At 68.2% G+C, this 19,830-nt stretch carries 17 protein-coding genes; 14 read left to right on the forward strand and 3 right to left on the reverse strand.

The features are described from left to right. Positions 1–16: 16 nt before the first annotated feature. Complete coding sequence (locus FR943_RS00135; RefSeq protein ID WP_217154303.1) at positions 17–1,501, reverse strand: MinD/ParA family ATP-binding protein; 1,485 nt, start codon at positions 1,499–1,501, stop codon at positions 17–19. A 389-nt stretch (positions 1,502–1,890) separates the two neighbouring features. On the opposite strand from FR943_RS00135, the gene FR943_RS00140 reads away from it, so the two are divergent. The 14 genes from FR943_RS00140 to eccD all read left to right on the forward strand — a co-directional run bounded on the left by FR943_RS00140 (position 1,891) and on the right by eccD (position 17,791). Continuing rightward, positions 1,891–3,261: an EspA/EspE family type VII secretion system effector gene (locus tag FR943_RS00140; RefSeq protein WP_217154304.1), complete on the forward strand. Its 1,371-nt coding sequence runs from the start codon at positions 1,891–1,893 to the stop codon at positions 3,259–3,261. A gap of 30 nt (positions 3,262–3,291) precedes the next feature. Then, on the forward strand, positions 3,292–3,603 hold the full coding sequence (locus FR943_RS00145; protein ID WP_217154305.1) for a type VII secretion target: 312 nt from the start codon (positions 3,292–3,294) through the stop codon (positions 3,601–3,603). A 12-nt stretch (positions 3,604–3,615) separates the two neighbouring features. Further along, entirely contained in the window at positions 3,616–4,464 is an 849-nt protein-coding gene (locus FR943_RS00150; protein WP_217154306.1) for an ESX secretion-associated protein EspG, read from the forward strand. Positions 4,465–4,478: 14 nt separating this feature from the next. Beyond that, on the forward strand, positions 4,479–5,015 hold the full coding sequence (locus FR943_RS00155; protein ID WP_217154307.1) for a YbaB/EbfC family DNA-binding protein: 537 nt from the start codon (positions 4,479–4,481) through the stop codon (positions 5,013–5,015). Further along, positions 5,008–6,732, forward strand: coding sequence for a type VII secretion AAA-ATPase EccA (gene eccA / locus FR943_RS00160; RefSeq protein ID WP_217154308.1), 1,725 nt, complete (start codon positions 5,008–5,010; stop codon positions 6,730–6,732). Before FR943_RS00155 ends, eccA begins: the two co-directional genes overlap by 8 nt. Positions 6,733–6,734: 2 nt before the next feature. Continuing rightward, positions 6,735–8,177: a type VII secretion protein EccB gene (gene eccB, locus FR943_RS00165; protein ID WP_217154309.1), complete on the forward strand. Its 1,443-nt coding sequence runs from the start codon at positions 6,735–6,737 to the stop codon at positions 8,175–8,177. Further along, a complete protein-coding gene (eccCa, locus tag FR943_RS00170; RefSeq protein ID WP_217154310.1) occupies positions 8,174–10,402 on the forward strand; it encodes a type VII secretion protein EccCa in 2,229 nt (742 codons plus the stop codon). Before eccB ends, eccCa begins: the two co-directional genes overlap by 4 nt. 1 nt (position 10,403) lies before the next feature. Further along, positions 10,404–12,176: a type VII secretion protein EccCb gene (gene eccCb, locus FR943_RS00175; RefSeq protein ID WP_217154311.1), complete on the forward strand. Its 1,773-nt coding sequence runs from the start codon at positions 10,404–10,406 to the stop codon at positions 12,174–12,176. Positions 12,177–12,335: 159 nt separating this feature from the next. Beyond that, positions 12,336–12,629 carry a PE domain-containing protein gene (locus FR943_RS00180; protein ID WP_217154312.1) on the forward strand — a complete coding sequence of 98 codons (294 nt, stop codon included), beginning with the start codon at positions 12,336–12,338 and terminating at the stop codon, positions 12,627–12,629. Positions 12,630–12,669: 40 nt separating this feature from the next. Next, positions 12,670–13,995 carry a PPE family protein gene (locus tag FR943_RS00185; protein WP_217154313.1) on the forward strand — a complete coding sequence of 442 codons (1,326 nt, stop codon included), beginning with the start codon at positions 12,670–12,672 and terminating at the stop codon, positions 13,993–13,995. A gap of 90 nt (positions 13,996–14,085) precedes the next feature. Further along, on the forward strand, positions 14,086–14,388 hold the full coding sequence (locus FR943_RS00190) for a WXG100 family type VII secretion target (RefSeq protein ID WP_217154314.1): 303 nt from the start codon (positions 14,086–14,088) through the stop codon (positions 14,386–14,388). Between the two features lie 30 nt (positions 14,389–14,418). After that, on the forward strand, positions 14,419–14,706 hold the full coding sequence (locus FR943_RS00195; protein WP_217154315.1) for a WXG100 family type VII secretion target: 288 nt from the start codon (positions 14,419–14,421) through the stop codon (positions 14,704–14,706). 131 nt (positions 14,707–14,837) lie between these two features. Next, positions 14,838–16,262 carry a MinD/ParA family ATP-binding protein gene (locus FR943_RS00200; RefSeq protein WP_217154316.1) on the forward strand — a complete coding sequence of 475 codons (1,425 nt, stop codon included), beginning with the start codon at positions 14,838–14,840 and terminating at the stop codon, positions 16,260–16,262. Beyond that, positions 16,259–17,791 (forward strand): type VII secretion integral membrane protein EccD, encoded by a 1,533-nt coding sequence (gene eccD / locus FR943_RS00205; protein ID WP_217154317.1) that lies wholly within the window; start codon positions 16,259–16,261, stop codon positions 17,789–17,791. Before FR943_RS00200 ends, eccD begins: the two co-directional genes overlap by 4 nt. A gap of 150 nt (positions 17,792–17,941) precedes the next feature. Here eccD and FR943_RS00210 read toward each other — a convergent pair whose 3' ends face one another. After that, a complete protein-coding gene (locus tag FR943_RS00210; protein WP_217154318.1) occupies positions 17,942–18,280 on the reverse strand; it encodes a YbaB/EbfC family nucleoid-associated protein in 339 nt (112 codons plus the stop codon). After that, positions 18,277–19,830 (reverse strand): PPE domain-containing protein, encoded by a 1,554-nt coding sequence (locus FR943_RS00215; RefSeq protein WP_217154319.1) that lies wholly within the window; start codon positions 19,828–19,830, stop codon positions 18,277–18,279. Before FR943_RS00215 ends, FR943_RS00210 begins: the two co-directional genes overlap by 4 nt.

Raw genomic sequence — 19,830 nt, forward strand, 5'->3', positions numbered from 1 at the left:
GCCGGCCCGGGCGAGGCTAGCGGTCCCGCCGCTCGTCGTGGGTGGGGAAATGCTCGGCCAAGGCCGCGGCGATCTCCAGGAAGCGGCGCCGGGTGGGTGTCGACATCTCCCGGGGATCGACGACGCCGCCGGGCCGCAGATGCCCGTCGAACGGCACCTCGATCACCCGCTGGCCCTGACCTGAGAACTGTCCGACCAGGATGGAGCGGGTGCGCTTGTCGGCGTGCCCGTCGGAGTCGTTGAGCACCACCACGGTGCGCTGCAGCAGGCTGGTCATCTCGTGGGCGGCCAGCCAGTCCAGCGTCTGGCCGGCGGTGGCCGCACCGTCGACCCACGGGGAGGACACCACGATCAACCCGTCGAGGTCGCGCAGCACCTCCTGGGTCACCGGCGAATCCATCGTCGAACTGCAATCCACCACCGAGATGGAGAAGTGCTTGTCCAGCCGCGTGGTGGCCTCGCGGTAGATGGCCGCGTCCAGCACCCGGCGCCGGGCCGGGGTTCCTTCGCCGGCCAGGACGAACAGCCCGGCGGCGTTGTTGCCGACCCGGCTGCGCACGTCGGCGAACGAGTCGAGGTGCTTGTCGTTGGCCAGCTCCCAATAGGAACTCTGGGCCTGCGGGTCGACCCGGCTGCCGAGCTTGCCGAACGACGTGTCGGCATCGATGGCCACCACGCGATCGTCCTGACGGAGCTGGGCGAAGATCGACCCGACACTGGCCGAGACGGTGGTCTTGCCGACCCCGCCCTTGCCCATCACGCCCACCTTGTAATGGCCGCGCAGAACACCTTTGATCTTGGCCTCAAGTTCGGCCTGGCGCAGGTCCTCGGCCGACGGCCCGAGGTTGACCAGCCCGAAAGTCGCCCGGTACACGAAGAGCCGCCAGCCGCTGCCGGGCGGCTGACGCTTCGGCGGGACGAGGTCGTTGACCCGGATGCGGTCGGCGTAGGACCCGGGCACCGGCGGCGTGCCGGGCACCATCCCCGGATCGGGGGCGAATCCGCCTTCGGCGGGCCAGGGCTGGCCGGGTGGCGGGCCGTAGGGCGGCTGCGGCGGGCCGCCCGGCCCGGGGGGACGCTGCGACGGCAGGTGCCAGCCCGGCGGATGGTGTTCCCAGACATCCGTTCGGGCCTCGGAGGGCCCCGTGGTCGGCGGGGCATGTCGGACATCCGGTGCCGGCGCCGGTGGCGCGGGCGGGGGCGGCGGCGGGGGTGCCGGCTGCTGGGGCGGCTGAGGCGGCTGGGGTGCGGGTGCCTCCCGGAATGTGTGCCGGGCCCGTTCGGCGTCCGGGTCGGCCGGTACACCCTGCGTAGACCCGGGATCGTCAGGGTCGCTGCTGCCCGGGGCCTTCGACGGCACGAAATCGACCGGCGGCCGCCCCGGTATCGACGGCGGCTCTGGCGGCTTGCGGTGGGTCGGCCGGGTGTCGGGTTCGAAGTGAGATTCCTCCGGCCCCGTCCAGCCGAGCTCTCTGCGCAGGGTGTCGTCGGGGTCGGGCACGCCTGAATCTCCTCACCGAACTCACAAGGGAACTTTGACCGTGCTCAAGTATCGACTACAACCCGTGTCACACGCATGATCCACCCACAATCGGCCTGAAATAACGCACCAGCAAATTTTCAGTGGCAAAGTCCGGTGCGGCGGTCGGGTACCCGGGAGGGAACTCTCGGCCGCGCCCGCAGCGCCTGCGTCCGGCACCCTCGCCCGATGCCGGACCGCACCGGGTCGCGGTCGCCGGCCGCCCGGGGAAAGACGCGTTGCCACGGCGATAGACCAGGGTCAGGCGGTCGTCGGGAGGGTCGGTCGGGTGCGCTCGAGGGTCCGAAATTGGTGCGCTGACCGGGGTGGCTGCGCTGGTAACCTCGGACCCGGCGAAGGGGGGTCGGGGCATGGGTCTGCTGGGCGAGATTGCCGAGCGTGGCAAAGACGTCATCGAGAACAATCTGAGGTGGACCGTGCGCGCCGCGCACTCTCCGATCCTGCACGCCGGGCAACAGACCATCGAGTCGATGAAGCGCAGCACCGGAGTGGGCGATCCGGAGAACGGACAACGCATCGGCGAGGGCGTGGCCGCGCTCGATGTGGCGGGGCAGGTGCTCGTCTCGGCAGCACCGGGCGACGGATGGGACAGCCTCGGGGCCGCCGCCTACGCAGGCGGCAATGCCGATCAGGTTGGCCGGATCCAGACGATGATCGGGTTGGACAACACGCTCGCCGACGTACTGAGGACCGAAGCCGGCCAGATATCGGAGGCCCGCACCAGCCTTGACGGGCATTCCGACTGGCTGGGATCGATGACCCTGCTGAGCATCGGCGCCGGCGGCATTCCGGGTTTCGGGTCCGCCGCCCGGATGTCAGCTGAGATCGCAATGGTGGCCAAGGCCGTCGAGGAGTCCAAGGCCGACCTGAACACCCTGCGCGGCCACGTCGAGCAGAACGCCGCGGTCCTGCAGAACGCCGCCGCCCGGTACGAAGCTGTGGCCCGCGATGCCCTCCCGTCCGGGGCCAAGTTCGAGCCGGGCGGCGGCGACTGCCGCGCGGCCTCCGCTGCGCAGCCGGCCGGCGGCGCGTCGGGGCAGCCCTCGTGCGGCGATGGCTCGGCACCAGACGGCGCGGCACCATTCCAGGCCGGTGCCCCGCTCTCGGCGGCCGTGCCCGCGGCTGCCCCGGCGCCCTCGGGCCTGCCGGCCGCCGGGGCCCAGTCCTTCGATGCGGCCGGAGCCGGGGCGGGCGCCCTGGGCGCGATCTTGGGTTCGATCATGAGCCCGTTGAGCGGGGTGCTGAGCGGGCTGGCGCAGGCGTTCGGTCAGGCGGCACAGATCGCGAGCCAGGCGGCCGGCCAGTTCGGCGGCCTGGGCGCGGAGTCGGCCCAGCTCGACGGGGCCGCCACCGGCGTCGAGGCCGGGACCGGCGACCAGGGTCGCGACGACAGCCATCGAGACGAGCGGCGAAACGACGAGGATGCCGACGACCGGGCCGGTACGGAGGCAGAAGAGAAGGACGAGCGCGCCGACGCCGGCGCTGAGGGCACCACCGGCCCCGCCGAGCGCGAACCGGCCGGACCACCGAACTCCACCACCGAGCACGAGCCCGCCAGGACACTGCCGCCCGACCTGGCCACCGCGGCCTTCGACGGCGGTGCAGCGGGCACGGTTCCGGCGCATGTCGGGGCGGATTTCGAGCAGGGCCAGCTGCCTCTGGCAGCGGCGGCTACATTAGATCGCGGTGTACCCGGATCTGCGGCCGTAATCGACAGGTGAGAATCTGGGGACAGGGATCGAGGGGATTTCATGGCGGGTCAGTTGCGGGTTGCCACCGCGCATTTACATGAGCTATCGACAAAACAAGGCCACGCTGCAACAAGCCTGACGGTGGCTACCGAGGCAGGCGGCGGTATGCCCGCCGCGGTGCGGCGCACGCACGGGTCGATTTCGGCGTCGACCGCCGCGGCGCTCGCGGCGGCGCTGCATGCGCGTCGCGGGGCCGGCGCCGCGGTGGCCGGTGTCTCGCGAGACCTCGGCGAGAAGCTCACCCGCGCCGCGAGTGGTTACGACCGCACCGACGGCGTGCTGGGCGACGCGCTCAACGGGACAGTTCGGTAAGGGGGCGGATTCATGACTACTCCGTACGGCGCCGAAGCCGCGGTGCAGCCGATCGACGATGTGGTCGGCGTCGAGTTGACCATCGACGGGATCCTGGTGGTCGCCGACAAGCTCGGTCTGAGCGATTTCCCGCCCTCGATGGGCATCCGGCTGAACATTCCACAACCGGACCTGCGTCAGATCGTCTGGGAACAGGTCGAGCGCGACCTCACCGCCCAGGGCGTGCTCGACGTCTATGGCACCCCACATCCGGAGGTGGCTGCCATGCTCGACACCCTGAGCCGGCCCGATCGCACGCTGGAGGGTCGCTGGTGGCGCCGCGACGTGGGCGGCAAGATGATCCGGTTCGTGGTGTGCCGCAAAGGCGGCCGGCATGTGGTCGCCGCCCGCGACGACGACATGTTGGTGCTGCAGCGGGTGGCGGCGCAGGTGGGCCTGGCCGGCATGGTGAACACCGTGCTGGGCGAGGGGACGCCGGCCAACGTGGAGCCGCTGACCGGTGTCGCGGAGACGCTGGCCAAATGCCGCACCGCCGACGAACTGACCGGCTACGGGATTCCGCCGACGTCGGCGCGCGTGTACGCGAACATCATCTCCGAGCCCGAGAGTTGGGTGGAGCTGGTGGTGTCCGAGCGCAATCCCGGTGGCACCATCGCCCAGGTCGACGTCGCCGCCGGAGTCCTCGACTCCAAGAACGGCCGCATCGTGTCCATCCCGCGCCGGGTCAACGGGGAGCTCTACGGCAGCTTCCTGACCGGGACCAAGGACAACCTGCAGCGGGCTCTGGACGGGTTGGTCGAATTCCTGCCTTCGGGTTCGTGGTTCGAGAAGTCCGATTCGGATAGTTCCTACCTGAACTGAGAGAGGCCGCCACGGTGGGTGACTTTCCGCCACATTATCCGGACGACGATGACGACTACGATGACCTGTCGGCGCTGGATTTCTCCGATGCCGACGACGATGCGAACGCGTCGGCTCTCGATGCGCTCGGAACGTACGAGGACATCGTCGCCGACGAGGCGTCCGACCCGGGCGGAGAGTGGACGGCCGGCAGCGAGGATGAGGACGAGGATCATGCAGCGCCGATGTTCACCGTCACCAATCCGCCCGAGACCGTCACTGTGACGGCCTTCATGGACGGGCGGGTGCACCGGATCGAGCTGGCGCCCAACGTCGTCAATCTGACGGAGCGCGATCTCGCCGACGAGATCCTGGTGATCGCGGACCTGGCCGCTCAACAGGCCAAGTCCGCCCAGTACTCGTTCATGCTCGCGGGGATGCGCGAGCATGGGCACGACGACGCGGCGACCCGCGACTTTCTGACCCGTGACCTGAATCTGCCCACCCCGGAGCAAGCCGACGATGCTCGGGCCCAGGTCTTCTCGACCCGTTATGGAGGCGAACATGGTTGACCACCTCGCTGGGATGTTCGGCACCGCAGTCGGGATGCTGAGCAGCTCCCCGGCGCGTGCGCTCGAAATGTTCACCGACATCACCAACTACGACGAAACGGCGTGTGATGCCTGGGTGGGCCGCATCCGCTGTGGCGATACCGACCGGGTGACGCTGTTCCGTGCCTGGTATTCCCGGTCGAACTTCGGGCAGTTGGCCGGTGCGGCCGAGATCTCGATGAACGGTGTCGGGGCCCGCATTCCGATCGGTGGGATCTACGGGCGCGACATCTCCTACCCGATCAACTCGCCGTTGGCCATCACCCTGGGTTTCGCCGTCCAGGAGGCCTCCGAGGGCAACTACGCCGATGCGATGGAGGCGCTCGAGGACGCTCCGGCCGGTGGGTCCGAGCACCTGGTCGCCTGGATCAAGGCGGTGATCTACGGGGCGGCCGAACGCTGGACCGACGTGATCGAGCAGGTGCGCGGCGCCGACCGGTGGCCGGACAAGTTCCTGGCCGCGGCCGCCGGCGTGGCCCACGGGGTGGCCGCGGCCAACCTCGGGTTGTTCACCGAGGCCGACCGCCGGCTCACCGAGGCCAACGACACTCCGGCCGGGCAGGCCTGCGCCCCGGCGATCGCCTGGTACCTGGCGATGGCTCGGCGCTACCAGGGCAACGAGGACTCCGCCCAGGTGCTGCTGGAATGGCTGCAGGCCAACTTCCCGGAGCCCAAAGTTACTGCGGCGCTGCGTGATCCGGCGTACCGGCTGCAGACCACCACCGCTGAGAAGATCGCCGCGCGCACGGACCCGTGGGATCCGTCCAGCGTGCAGGCCGACACTTCGGCCCGCGACAAGCTCTTGGCCGAGGCGCAGGCCGAACTCGACCGGCAGATCGGCCTGGGACGCGTCAAGGAGCAGATCGAGGCCTACCGCGCGGCCACCCAGATGGCCCGGATCCGGGCTGCCCGCGGGATGAAGGTGGCGCAGACCTCCAAGCACATGATCTTCACCGGACCTCCCGGTACCGGTAAGACGACGATCGCGCGCGTGGTGGCCAACATCTTGGCCGGCCTGGGCGTGATCGCCGAGCCCAAGCTGGTCGAAACGTCGCGTAAAGACTTCGTCGCCGAATACGAGGGGCAGTCCGCGGTCAAGACCGCGCGGACGATCGACCGCGCGCTCGGTGGGGTGCTGTTCATCGACGAGGCCTACACCCTGGTGCAGGAGCGCGACGGCCGCGCCGATCCGTTCGGTACCGAGGCGCTGGACACCCTGCTGGCCCGGATGGAGAACGACCGCGACCGGCTGGTGGTGATCATCGCCGGTTACGGCAACGACATCGACCGGCTGTTGGAGACCAACGACGGTCTGCGGTCCCGATTCTCGACCCGAATCGAGTTCGACTCATATCTGCCTGACGACATCGTCGAGATCGCCAAAGTGATTGCCAAGGCCAATGATTCACAGCTCGACGAGGATGCGGCCAAGCGGGTGCACGAGGCGGCCACGCTGCTCAGCCAGCGCAGCCTCAACGGTAAGCCGGCGCTGGACATCGCCGGCAACGGCCGGTACGCCCGGCAGCTGGTGGAGGCCGGCGAGCAGAACCGCGACATGCGGTTGGCCCGGTCGCTCGACTTCGAGAGCCTGGGTGTCGAGCAGCTCAGCGAGGTCAACGGCGAAGACATGACGGCGGCGATCGCGGCGGTCCACGGCCGCCTGAACATCGGCGAATAGCGATGGCAGGCTTCCGTCTCACCACCAAGGTCCAGGTCAGCGGCTGGCGTTTCCTGCTGCGCCGCGTCGAGCATGCGATCGTGCGTCGCGACACCCGGATGTTCGACGACCCGTTGCAGTTCTACAGCCGCGCGGTGTTCGCCGGAATCGTTGTCTCGGTGTTGATCTGCCTGGGCGCCGCCTTGATGGCCTATTTCAAGCCGCTGGGCAAGCAGGGCAGTGACCAGTTGCTGGTGGACCGCACGACCAATCAGCTCTACGTGATGCTGCCCGGGAGCAATATGTTGCGCCCGGTGTACAACCTGACGTCGGCCCGGCTGGCCCTGGGGAACTCCGGCACCCCGTCGGCGGTGAAGTCCGAGGAGCTCAACCGGTTGCCCAAGGGGCAGCCCATCGGCATCCCCGGTGCGCCGTACGCCACCCCGACGGGGACCCCCGCCTCACGCTGGACCCTGTGCGACACCGTGGCCAAGCCGGACAGCTCCGCGCCGAAGGTGGAAACCTCGGTGCTGATCCGGTCGCTGGCCACCGACATCGCGGTCGGCCCGTTGCGGGACAACCAAGGCATGCTGGTGTCTTTCGAAGGCGGCAACTGGCTCGTCACCGCCGACGGCAGGCACAGCATCGATCTGTCCGACCGGGCGGTGAGCTCAGCGGTGGGCATCCCGGTCACCGCCAAGGCGACACCGGTTTCGGAAGGCCTGTTCAACGCCCTGCCGAACCGCGGCCCGTGGCAGCTGCCGGCAATCCCGGCCGCCGGTGCGCCGAATACCGTTGGGCTGCCGGACAATCTGGTGATCGGCTCGGTGTTCCAGACCGCCACCGAATCGGATCCGCAGCACTATGTGGTGCTGCCCGACGGGGTGGCGAGGGTGAACGACACCACTGCCGCGGCGTTGCGCGCCACCAACTCCTACGGTCTGCTGAAGCCGCCGTCGGTGGAGGCCAGCGTGGTATCGAAGATCACCGAGCAGGTCTACGTGTCGCCGCTGCCGGACACCGCGCTCGAGGTGCTGCTGCGCCAGGACGCGCCGGTGCTGTGCTGGGCCTGGCAGCGCGAACCCGGCGACCAGTCACCGAAGACCACCGTGATCGCCGGGCGGCGACTGCCGATCCCGTCGTCGGCCGTCGGCACCGGGATCGACCAGATCGGCGGTGACGCAACGGTGTACATCGAGGGCGGTCAGTTCGTCCGGCTGCAATCGCCGGATCCCCGGGTCGGCGAGAGCCTGTACTACATCGATCCGCAGGGCGTGCGCTACGGCGTCGCCAATGACGATGCCGCCGGCAATCTGGGCCTGTCCGGTGCGGTGAACGCGCCCTGGCAGGTCGTCGGGCTGCTGATGGAAGGCCCGGTGTTGTCGAAGGATGCCGCGTTGCTCGAGCACGACACGCTGCCCGCCGATCCCAAACCCCGCAAAGTCGAAAGTGAGCAGGGCTCATGACGACCAAGAAATTCACCCCGACGATCAAGCGGGGGCCGCGGCTCACCCCGGGCGAGATCAACGTCGCCCCACCGGATGACCTCGGCGTCGAGATCCCGCCCTCGGGCATGCAGAAGGCCATGCCCTGGGTGATGGGCGGCTGCATGCTGGGCATGATCTCGATCATGATCTTCACCGGCGTGCGTCAGCTCTCGCCGTACATGCTGATGATGCCGCTGATGATGATCATGGGCACCGTCGGTTTCATGTCCGGTGGCGGCGCCGGCGGCAAGAAGGTCCCCGAGATCAACGCCGACCGCAAGGAATACCTGCGGTACCTGGCCGGGCTGCGCAACCGGGTGACCGCTTCGGCGTCGGCGCAGGTGGCGTTCTTCGGTTACCACGCACCGCATCCCGACGATCTGCTGTCGATCATCGGTACCCACCGGCAGTGGTCGCGTCAGGCGAACTCGGACTTCTACGCCGCCGCCCGGATCGGGATCGGTGCCGAGATCGCGGTGGACCGGTTGCTCAAGCCGAACACCAGCGGTGAGTTGGCCGGTCCGCAAGGGGCGCCGCAGCCGCACCTCGAACCGGTCAGCCACATGTGGGTGACGAAGTTCCTGCGCACCCACGGCCTGATCCACGATTGTCCGAAACTCGTTCAGCTGCGCACTTTTCCGACCATCGCCGTGGGCGGCGACCCCGACGGGGCCGCGGGCCTGCTGACGGCGATGGTCTGCCATCTGGCGGTGTTCCATCCGCCAGACCTGCTGCAGATCCGGGTGCTCACCGACAACCCGGAGGATCCGAAGTGGTCGTGGCTGAAGTGGCTGCCGCACGTGCAGCACCAGACCGACACCGACGCGGCCGGCCCCACCCGGCTGGTGTACACCCGTCCCGACGGCTTGAGCGATCTGACCGCGCGCGGCCCGCACAGTGCCGACGCGGCCCCCGGTGGGCCGTACGTGATCGTGGTCGACCTCACCGGTGGCAAGGCCGGCTTCCCGGTCGACGGACGCGCCGGGGTCACGGTGCTCACGCTGGGCAACCACCGCGGGTCGGCCTACCGGCTGCGCGTCGACGCCGACCACACCGCCGATGACAAGCTGCCCAACCAGAACTACCGCGAGGTGACCCGGGTGGTCGACCGGATGACCCCGGCGCAGGCCGGCCGGATCGCCCGCAAGCTGGCCGGCTGGTCGATCACCGGCACGATCATCGACAAGAACGTCCGGGTGCAGAAGAAGGTCTCCAAGGAATGGCACCACCTGGTGGGCGCCAAGACCGTGGAGGAGGTCACCCCGGCGCGTTGGCGGATGTTCACCGACACCGACCGGGACCGGCTCAAGATCCCGTTCGGACACGAGCTCAAGTCCGGCGAGGTGATGACGCTGGACATCAAGGAGGGTGCCGAGTTCGGTGCCGGCCCGCACGGCATGCTCATCGGTACCACCGGCTCGGGTAAGTCGGAGTTCCTGCGGACCCTGATCCTGTCGTTGGTGGCCACCCACCACCCCGACCAGATCAACCTGCTGCTCACTGACTTCAAGGGCGGTTCGACCTTCCTGGGTATGGAGAAGCTGCCGCACACCGCAGCCGTCGTCACCAACATGGAAGAGGAGGCCGAGCTCGTCGGCCGTATGGGTGAGGTGCTCACCGGTGAACTCGACCGGCGCCAGCAGATCCTGCGCCAGGCCGGTATGCAGGTGGGCGCCGCGGGTGCGCTGTCCGGCGTCGCCGAGTACGAGAAGCACCGCGAGCGCGGTGCCGATCTGCCGCCGTTGCCGACCCTGTTCGTGGTGGTCGACGAGTTCGCCGAACTCCTGCAGAACCACCCCGACTTCATCCAGCTGTTCGACCGCATCTGCCGCGTCGGCCGGTCGCTGCGTGTGCACCTGCTGCTGGCCACCCAGTCGCTGAACACCGGTGGCGTCCGGATCGACAAGCTCGAGCCGAACCTCACCTACCGAATTGCGTTGCGTACCACCAGCTCTGCCGAGTCCAAGGCGGTGATCGGGACACCGGAGGCGCAGTACATCACCAACAAGGAGAGTGGTGTCGGGTTCCTGCGGGTGGGCATGGAAGACCCGGTGAAGTTCAGCACCCTCTACACCGGTGCCAACTACGTGCCCGAGGTTGAGGAGTCGAGCGACGGTGAAGCCAAGCCGCGGGCGAGACGGCAGGCCCGGGTGCGGATCCACCAGTTCACCACCACTCCGATTTTCGATACGGCGGTGAACTGAGATGGCGACGAACGCTGAACCCAGGGTGCTGCGCGAGGTGGTGCTCGAGCAATTGGGCACTGGCGAGAGCCGCGCCTACAAGATGTGGCTGCCGCCGCTGACCGATCCGACCCCGGTCAACGAACTGGTCGATCGGGACTACCAGCGCAAGCCGCTGCGGTTTGCGCTGGGGATCATGGACGAGCCCCGCCGGCACCGGCAGGACATCTGGGGTGTGGACGTCTCGGCGGCCGGCGGCAACATCGCGATCGGTGGTGCGCCGCAGACCGGCAAGTCGACGTTCCTGCAGACCCTGATGCTCTCGGCGGCCGCCACCCACACGCCGCGTCAGGTGCAGTTCTACTGCATCGACCTCGGTGGTGGTGGCTTGATGTACATGGAGGACCTGCCCCACGTGGGCGGGGTGGCCACCCGTGCCGAGCCGGATCGGGTCAACCGGGTGGTGGCCGAGGTGAAGGCCGTGTTGAGGGCCCGTGAGCAGGTGTTCAAGCAGTATCGCGTCGGGTCGATCTCGGCCTATCGCGAGATGCGTGAGGATCCGAACAATCCCGCCGCCCAAGACCCGTTCGGCGACGTGTTCCTGGTGATCGACGGTTGGCCGGCGTTCGTCGCGGAGTTCCCGGACCTGGAGGCCGCCGTTCAGGACCTGGCCGGCCAGGGTCTGGCGTACGGCGTGCACGTCATCATCTCCACTCCGCGCTGGACCGAGCTGAAGTCGCGTGTGCGTGACTACCTGGGCACGAAGATCGAGTTCCGGCTGGGCGATGTGAATGAGACCCAGATCGACCGGATCACCCGGGACATCCCGGCGAACCGTCCGGGCCGGGCGGTGTCGCTGGAGAAGCACCACCTGATGATCGGCGTGCCGCGGTTGGACGGTGTGCACAGCGCGGCGAACATCGTCGAGGCCATCTCGGCCGGCGTGCGGGAGATCGCCGCCCGCCATACCGATCAGGCACCGCAGGTGCGGGTGCTGCCCGAGCGGATTTACCTGCATCAGCTCGATCCGAACCCGCCGGGACCCGATGCGGACTACCGGACGCGTTGGCAGGTGCCGCTGGGGGTGCGGGAGTCCGATCTCACGGTGGCCTACAACCAGATGAGCATGACGCCGCACCTGTTGATCTTCGGTGCCCCGAAGTCGGGCAAGACCACCATCGCCCACGCGGTGGCCAAGGCGATTTGCAGTCGCAACAGTCCCGACCAGGTCAGGTTCATGCTGGCCGACTACCGGTCGGGCCTGCTCGACGCGGTGCCTGACACGCATCTGCTGGCCGCGGGTGCGATCAACCGCAACAGTGCGTCGCTGGAGGAGTCGATCAAGGCCCTGGCGGTCAACCTCAAGAAGCGGTTGCCGCCGCCGGATCTCACCACCGCGCAGCTGCGGTCGAGGTCCTGGTGGAGTGGGCCGGACATCGTGCTGCTGGTCGACGACTGGCACATGATCACCGCAGCGGCGGGGATGATGTCGCCGATGGCGCCGTTGGGCCCGCTGCTGCCGGCAGCGGCCGACATCGGCCTGCACATCGTCGTGACGTGCCAGATGAGCCTGGCGCACCGGGCCACCATGGACAAGTTCGTGGGTGCCGCCTACGGCGCCGGTTCGCCGACTTTGTTCCTGTCCGGTGAGAAGAACGATTTCCCGTCGCGGGAGATCATCGTCAAGAAAAGGCCGCCTGGCCAGGCGTTTATGGTCAGCCCGGACGGCAAGGAAGTCATCCAGGCGGCCTACGTCGATCCACCGGACGAAGAAGTGTTCGCAGCACCCCAGTAGGGCAGTTAGTATTTAACCAACGCACTCAGCAACGCTGGCGGCGGCCCGTCAGCAAAGGGATCGGGGGACAGGTTCCTTGACGACTTGGCAAACTTTCTGCCACGTCGCTTTTGGGTGCTTGTCCCCGGGCATTTGAAATCGAAACAGGGGAGCAGGCAAATGCAACCGTTGATGCACAACCCAGGCGCCGAAGGCGTTGCAGCACAGGTGATCGCGAACGCGGCCCGTGGTCTGGCCGGTGGCACCACCGCTGCCGCAGCCGTCACTGCGCTCGCCCCGGCCGGCGTTGACGAGGTCTCGGCACTGGCCGCCATGGCCTTCGCCAGCGAGGGCGTCGAGGCGCTTGCGGCGAACTCCTTCGCTCAGGAGGAGCTGACCCGGGCGGGGGCGGCGTTCCAGGAGATCGCGGGCATCTACAACACCGTCGACGCCGCCCAGGCAACCACGCTGTAGCAGGTCGCAGGCAAATTCGTCAGAATAGGGTCATCCAGCCATGGCGATTCCACCGGTCGTAATACCGACCTGGGGAGGGTTTCCCCCCGAGGTCAACACGGGTCGGTTGATGCTGGGCGCCGGACCGGCGCCCATGCTTCAGGCTGCAAGCGGCTGGGAAGCTTTGGCCATCCTGCTGGAGACTCAGGCCGACGAGCTGGCCGCCGCGCTCAACGCCCTCACGTCGGTGTGGAGCGGTACGGCCAGTGAGCGGGCCGTTTCCGCCACGATGCCGATGATCGTGTGGCTGCGCACGATGGCGATGCAGGCACAGAAGCGGGCGCTGCAGGCCGGCGCCCAGGCCACGTCGTACTCGACGGCCATGGCGGCGACCCCGCAGATTCCCGAGATCGAGCAGAACCACATCACTCACGGCGTCCTGGAAGCCACCAACTTCCTCGGCATCAACGCGATGCCGATCGGACTCAACGAGATGGACTACGTGCGGATGTGGGTGCTGGCGGCGACCGTGATGGAGGCGTACCACGCCGAAACCACGATGAACCTGCTGTTCGAGCCGATCATGCCGATGACGCCGATCGTGTTGCCCGGGATCGGGGAGACGACGGCGGCGGCGGCACTGGCGTCGACGGCGCCGCGGACCGCCCAGGGCATGCTGCGCAACGCGGTGATCGAGGGGGTCAGCGCCAAGGCGACGATCGAGTCGGTGGCCTTGACCTCGGGCAACCTCGCGGCCCAGGTCAACCATGCCGAGCAGCGTGGGGTCGGGGCGGCGGGCAAGGCCGAGAACGCGGGCCGGCAGGAGCAGGATCCCGACAAGCAGGGCAAGAACCCGCTGCAGCAGGGCATGCAGATGGTCACACAGATCGGGCAGCAGGCCGGTCAGTTGGCGTCGCAGATCCCGCAGATGCTGCAGAGCCCGATGCAGACGGTGACACAGCCGCTGCAGCAGGTGACGCAGTTGGTCAGCCAGTTCGGCAGCATGGGCGGCAGTCAGCCCGGGATGCAGATGGGGTTGATCGGGGCGTCGCCGTTCTCGAACCATCCGCTGGCCGGGGGTACAGGCCCGAGTTCGGGTGCCGGTCTGGTGCGCGCGGCCTCGCTGCCGGGTGCGCTGGGGTCGCCACCCCGCACGGCGCTGCTGACTTCGATGCTGGGCATCAGCGGGGAGGCCAAGCCGGCCGCCGCAGCCGGTGCGGCTTCTGGCGGCGCAGGCCCGGTGGCGCCGGTCGGTGGTGGCGGCGGAGGCGCACCGATGATGGGCGCCGGCAAGAACGACAAGAAGAGCGGTGGCACCAAGGACGGATTGGTGGCGCCGACAGCACTCACGTACGACCTATCGGAAGACGGGGACGACGACTGGTAGTCGTCCACCACACAGACTTTCCGGCCGCCCGGCCGGAGGACTCGCCAAGTTTTTATTGGTGAGGACAAAGGAAAAAAAGGGGAATCCAACATGGCACAGATGAATACAGATGCCGCCGTCCTCGCCAAGGAGGCAGCTAACTTCGAGCGCATCTCCGGTGAGCTCAAGAGCGTCATCGCTCAGGTCGAGTCGACCGGCAGCTCGCTGGCTGCTCAGATGGTCGGCCAGGCCGGTACCGCCGCTCAGTCGGCGCTGGCACGGTTCCACGAGGCTGCTGCGAAGCAGATCCAGGAGTTGAACGACATCTCGAACAACATCCACACCTCGGGCACCCAGTACACCAGCACCGACGACGACATGGCCGGCAACCTGGCCTCGTCGATGAACATCTGACCCAGCTGAACTCAAGAACGGAGACAAAATATGTCAGAACAGGTTTGGAATTTCGCCGGTATCGAAGGTGGATCGTCTGAGATCCAGGGTGCTGTCGGCACCACCGCCGGGTTGCTGGATGAGGGCAAGGGCTCGCTGGCCTCGCTCGCCTCGGCGTGGGGTGGCTCGGGTTCGGAGGCCTACCAGGCCGTTCAGACCCGTTGGGACAACACCTCCAACGAGCTGAACCAGGCGCTGCAGAACCTGGCCCAGACGATCAGCGAGGCGGGGCAGACCATGTCCCAGACCGAGGCCGGCGTCACGGGAATGTTTGCCTGACAATAGGCAGCAACACGCATGCATTTGGTGGGCGGGTACCCGGTCTGTCGATTGATAGGCCGAACCCGCCCACCACTTGTGCTTGGGTGTAAAGATCTAATCATCTGTTTTTGACTATCTGAGGGGTCCCCATGTCGGCCGACTATGACCGGCTCTTCCACTCGTCGGAACCGGGTAAACCGGTCGACGATGCCACCGCCATCGTGGACAGAGATGCCATCCTGAAGGCTGCCGCGGCCGCACCACCGTCGCCGGTCCCGGTCGGGGAAACCAGTTCCACGGATGTGCCGGTCGCTCCCGCGGGCCCCACCCAGACCCAGGCCGCCGCGCAACCGCGGCATGCGGAAGCCGCACCGGAGATGCCGGCGCCGATGCCGCAGCCGCCCGCGAGCGCGCCGCAGTGGCCACAGAACTCCATGCTTCGGGCCCCGCAACAGCAGACCGGCCCGGGCGCCCGCCACGAGCAGCCGCGCACCATGCCCGGCCCGGCCCCGCGCCCGGCACCCGGCCCGGCGCCGTCGCAGTTCGCTGACATCGATCCCGAGGTCAGCGGTGCCTGGCGGGCGGGGCAGGCGATCCCCGCCCCGGCCGCACCCGGCCCCACCTCCGCGGCCTCGATGGGCAACCACCGCGCCATCGACGCGCTCTCGCACGTCGGCGTCAAGACCGGGGTGAAGATGCCCTCGCAGCGTGGCTGGCGGCACTGGCTGTATCTCACGACCCGGATCAACCTCGGTCTGTCGCCCGATGAGATCTACGAACTCGAACTGCACAGCCGGATTCGGCGCAATGCCCGTGACTCGTATCAGATCGGTGTCTTCGGGCTGAAGGGCGGCGTCGGAAAGACCGCGGTCACCGTTGCGCTCGGTTCGGCGATGGCCAAGATCCGCGGTGACCGCATCCTGGCGATCGACGCCGATCCCGACGGCGGCAACCTGGCCGACCGCGCCGGGCGTCAGTCGGCGGCGACCATTTCCGATCTGCTGGCCGACCAGGAACTGTCGCGCTACAACGACATTCGTGCCTACACGAGCATGAACGGGTCCAACCTCGAGGTGCTGTCGTCCGAGGATTACAGCGGCGCGCAGCGTGAGTTCAACGACGAGGACTGGAAGCGTGCCACCGCCGTGGTGTCGCGGTACTACAACCTCGTGCTGGCCGACTGCGGCGCCGGGTTGTTCCAGAAAGCTTCCCGCGGTGTGCTTTCCAGCGTGTCCGGAATGGTCATCGTGGCCAGCGCCTCGATCGACGGGGCTCGACAGGCCGCCATCACCATGGACTGGATGCGTCAGAACGGCTATCAAGATCTGCTCGGCCGGTCCTGCGTCGTGATCAACCATGTGACACCGGGCAAGCCCAACGTGGACGTCGAGGATCTGGTGCAGCAGTTCGAGCGGCACGTGCCGCCGGGCCGGGTCATCGTGCTGCCCTGGGACAAGCACGTCGCCGCCGGTACCGAGATTCAGCTCGACCTGCTCAGCGATACCTACCAGCGCCGCATCACAGAGTTGGCCGCGGCCCTGTCCGACGATTTCGACAGGCTTGAACGCCGTTGACCGCCACCGCCGCCACCGCTGACACGTCGAGCTCCTCGTCCAGCCGGCCGTCGACCACCCGGGTCACCATCCTCACCGGTAAGAGGATGACCGACCTGGTGTTGCCGGCCAGTGCGCCGATCGAGACCTACATCGACGAGACCGTGAATGTGCTGGGCGAGCTGCTCGAGGACACTCCGAAGGACACCCTCGCCGGCTTCGACTTCTCCGAGCAGGGCATGTGGGCGTTCGCGCGGCCGGGCGCCCCGCCGCTGAAGGCCGACGAATCCCTGGATGACGCCGGCGTCGTGGACGGATCCCTGCTGACGTTGGTCTCGGTCAGCCGCACCGAGCGGTACCGGCCCCTGGTCGAGGACGTCATCGACGCCATCGCGGTGCTCGACGAGTCACCGGTGTTCGACCGCACCGCCCTGAATCGCTTTGTCGGCGTGGCCATCCCGGTGGTGGCCACCGTCATCACGGTGATGTCGCTGGTGTCCTGGAGCGGCGCCGGCCAGGGCTGGTGGTGGGCATTGGCACTGGGGCTGTTCGGCCTCGGTCTGCTGGGCAGCAGCTTTGCCGCCCAGAGTCGGTACGAGAACCTCGATCTGTCCGAGAGCCTGCTGGTGGCCGCGACGATCGTGTTGGCCGGTGCCGCCGCGTTGGCGGTCCCGTTGCCCTATGACGCGGATTCTCTCGGGGCGCCGCAGCTGGCCGGTGCCGGCGCGGTGGTGCTGTTGCTGACGTTGGCGACCCGTGGTGGCCCGCGTCGGCGAGCAGATGCCGCGTCGTTCATGGCGATCGTGGCGATCGCCATCACCGGCGCGGCGATTGCCTTTGGCTACGACGCTGGGGCCTGGGTGCCTGCCGGGGCCATCGCGTTCGGTCTGATCGTGGTCACCAACGCCGCGAAACTCACTGTGGCCGTGGCCCGTATCGCACTGCCGCCGATCCCGGCGCCGGGTGAATCGGTGTCCAACGACGAGCTGCTCGACCCGGTTGTCACGCCGGACGAGATCGACGAGCAGTCGCCGACCTGGAAGGCGATCATCGCCTCGGTGCCGGAATCCGCTGCACGGCTGCAGGAGCGCAGTTTGCTGACCCGGCAGTTGCTGATCGGGTTCCTGTCGGCCGGTGCGCTGGTGCTGTCGGTCGGTGCGATTGCGGTTGTGGTGCAAGGCCACTTCTTCGTGCACAGCATGATCGTCGCCGGGCTGGTGGCCGTGATCTGTGGTTTCCGGTCCCGGCTGTACGCCGAGCGCTGGTGCTCCTGGTCGCTGCTGGCCGCGGCGATCGCGGTGCCCACGGGCGTGATGGTGCGGATGTGCCTGTGGAACCCGGGTAGCGCCTGGCTGGTGCTGGTGGCCTTCACCGCACTGGGACTCGTCGCGCTGATCGCGGTGGGCGCCACCGACGGGGTGCGTCGGGTGTCTCCGGTGACCAAGCGGATTCTGGAATTGACCGACGGTGCCGCGATCGCCGCGGTGATTCCGCTGCTGCTGTGGATCGCCGGGGTGTACGACCTGCTGCGAAATCTCCGGTTGCACTGACGTTTGTCGACAAAGCGGGGCGGGTCCGGCATGGACCGCCCCGCTTTGTCGTGTGGGCAGCGAAGTTCTGCCGAGACTGCCGGGGATCGCAAAACAGGTCAGCCCGCCGCGCCACCGGGGCGAAGCGGGCCGACCGTGTGCGGCGGGGTCTCAGCCCGGCTGCGGTCCGTCTGCGGTCAGTTCGGCGACCATCGCGTCGAGCCGTTCGCGGTCGGCCTCGATGGACGTCGTCGCGGCCGCCGTCGCCTTCTGGATGGCCTCGTTGAGCCGTTGTTCGACGGCCGGGGCACCCAGGCGCAGCAACCCGTCCTTGATGTACACGTCGACCAGGTGATGGTGCCCGTTGAGCGTCACCTCGACACTCTGGGCTTCGTCTGTCGCGGTGAACGTTTCGGTGTTCATCTTGTGCAGCTGATCGTCCATGAGGGACTGCAGTTGTTGCGCCTGACGGAGAACCGCAGCGACCTGCGGGTGCATCTCGTCCGTCATTTCGAATCCTGCCCGTCCTGGCCGGGCTTGCGCTTGCGGCGGCCGATGATGCCTTCGGTGTAGTTACGGTCCTCGACGTAGAGGTCTTCGTCGGGCGTCAGGCCGGCGTTGCGGCGCTTCTCCTTGCCCTGGCCTTGGCCATGGCCGCCACCCATGCCGCCCATGCCGCCGCCCATGCCGCCCATGCCGCCACCGCCGGGACCGGCTGCAGGGCCGCCACCGGCGCGGGCACCGGCCGGAGACGGCGCCACCGAATCCGCTCCGACCGACGGGCCGAGCGGGCCGGCGCCCATCCCGCCGCCCATGCCGCCGCCACCGCCGCCGGCGCTGGCGGGCTTGAGGCTCGGATCGTCGAGGCCGGGAATCTCCGGGGTGCCCCCCTCGGGCAGGCCCTCACCGAGGCCACTGGGCATGCCGCCGCCGGCGGGGGACCCGCCACCGGACGGCGATCCGCCGCCGGACGGGGACCCGCCACTGGGCGAACCTGAAGGCTGCTCGCCTGCGGACTGCTTCTCGAGACCAGCCGGGGACATCGACGGCATCTTGGGCATTTCGGGTGTGCCGCCGGAATCGCTGGGGGTGCCGCCGGGTCCACTGGGTCCCCCGGGTCCACCCGGGCCGCCGGGAACCTGACCGGGGTCGATCCCACCGGCGCCCTGCGGGGGCTTGGGTGCCTGAGCCGGGGTCAGCACGAGCGAACTGGCGTACTGTGCGCGCAGTTCCTCGGACTGACGCTGCAATTCCTGCATGGATTCGGTGATGCGCCGGATGCGCTCCGAGTTTCCGGTGGCGCGGTCGAACACCTCCCGGACTTCCCACGGCTTGGTCTCCATGGCGTCCTTGAGTTCGGCCTCGAGTTCCAGATACCGGTTGTAGATCGGGGTGTGCTGGTCGATGGCAGCGCGGTGCTGCGAGTCGATGATGTTCGCGTTGGCCGCCACGGCTTTCCAGGCAACGGATACCTGCTGCATCCAGGTGAGCAGTTCCTGGCGGTACTTCTCGGCCGTCTCGGCGGCCGCGCCCTCCCAGTTCGGGATGTTGCCGTCGGGCATGATCCGGCTGAGGTTGGTGGCGACGGTGGTCCACTGGCTGTACGCCTCGCGTGCCGACGCTCCGCCGTCACCACTGGTCAGTGCCTGCTGGGCGGCCTTGACGTCCATGCATTCACCGGTCGGATACGACGTCAGCGGGGGCATCGGTTCTGGATCGGCCGGACGCGGCGCGGGCGGGCCGGGCACCGTGATATCGGCCATGCCTGCCATCCGGGCGGGATCGCTCGACAGCACCTCGGCGTACTCGGCGTCCTTCTTGTCGTATTCGCCGGCGGTCGTGCGCAGGATCCCGGCGACGCGTTTGGATTCCTCCTCGGCCCACTTGTTGCAGCGCTGCAGCGCCGCGGCGTTGGAGTTGATGTTCTCGATGGCCGGTCCGGTGGAGCGGAGCGCATCCGGGGCGGTGACCGTGACCGGCTCGCCCGGCCAGCTGAGGCCTTCCAGTTCGCCCGCTCGCGCGACGAGTTGGCCGGTGTCGACCCTTAATTCTTCTGCCAT

The sequence above is a fragment of the [Mycobacterium] fortunisiensis genome, from assembly GCF_019050325.1.
Classification (GTDB): domain Bacteria; phylum Actinomycetota; class Actinomycetes; order Mycobacteriales; family Mycobacteriaceae; genus Mycobacterium; species Mycobacterium fortunisiensis.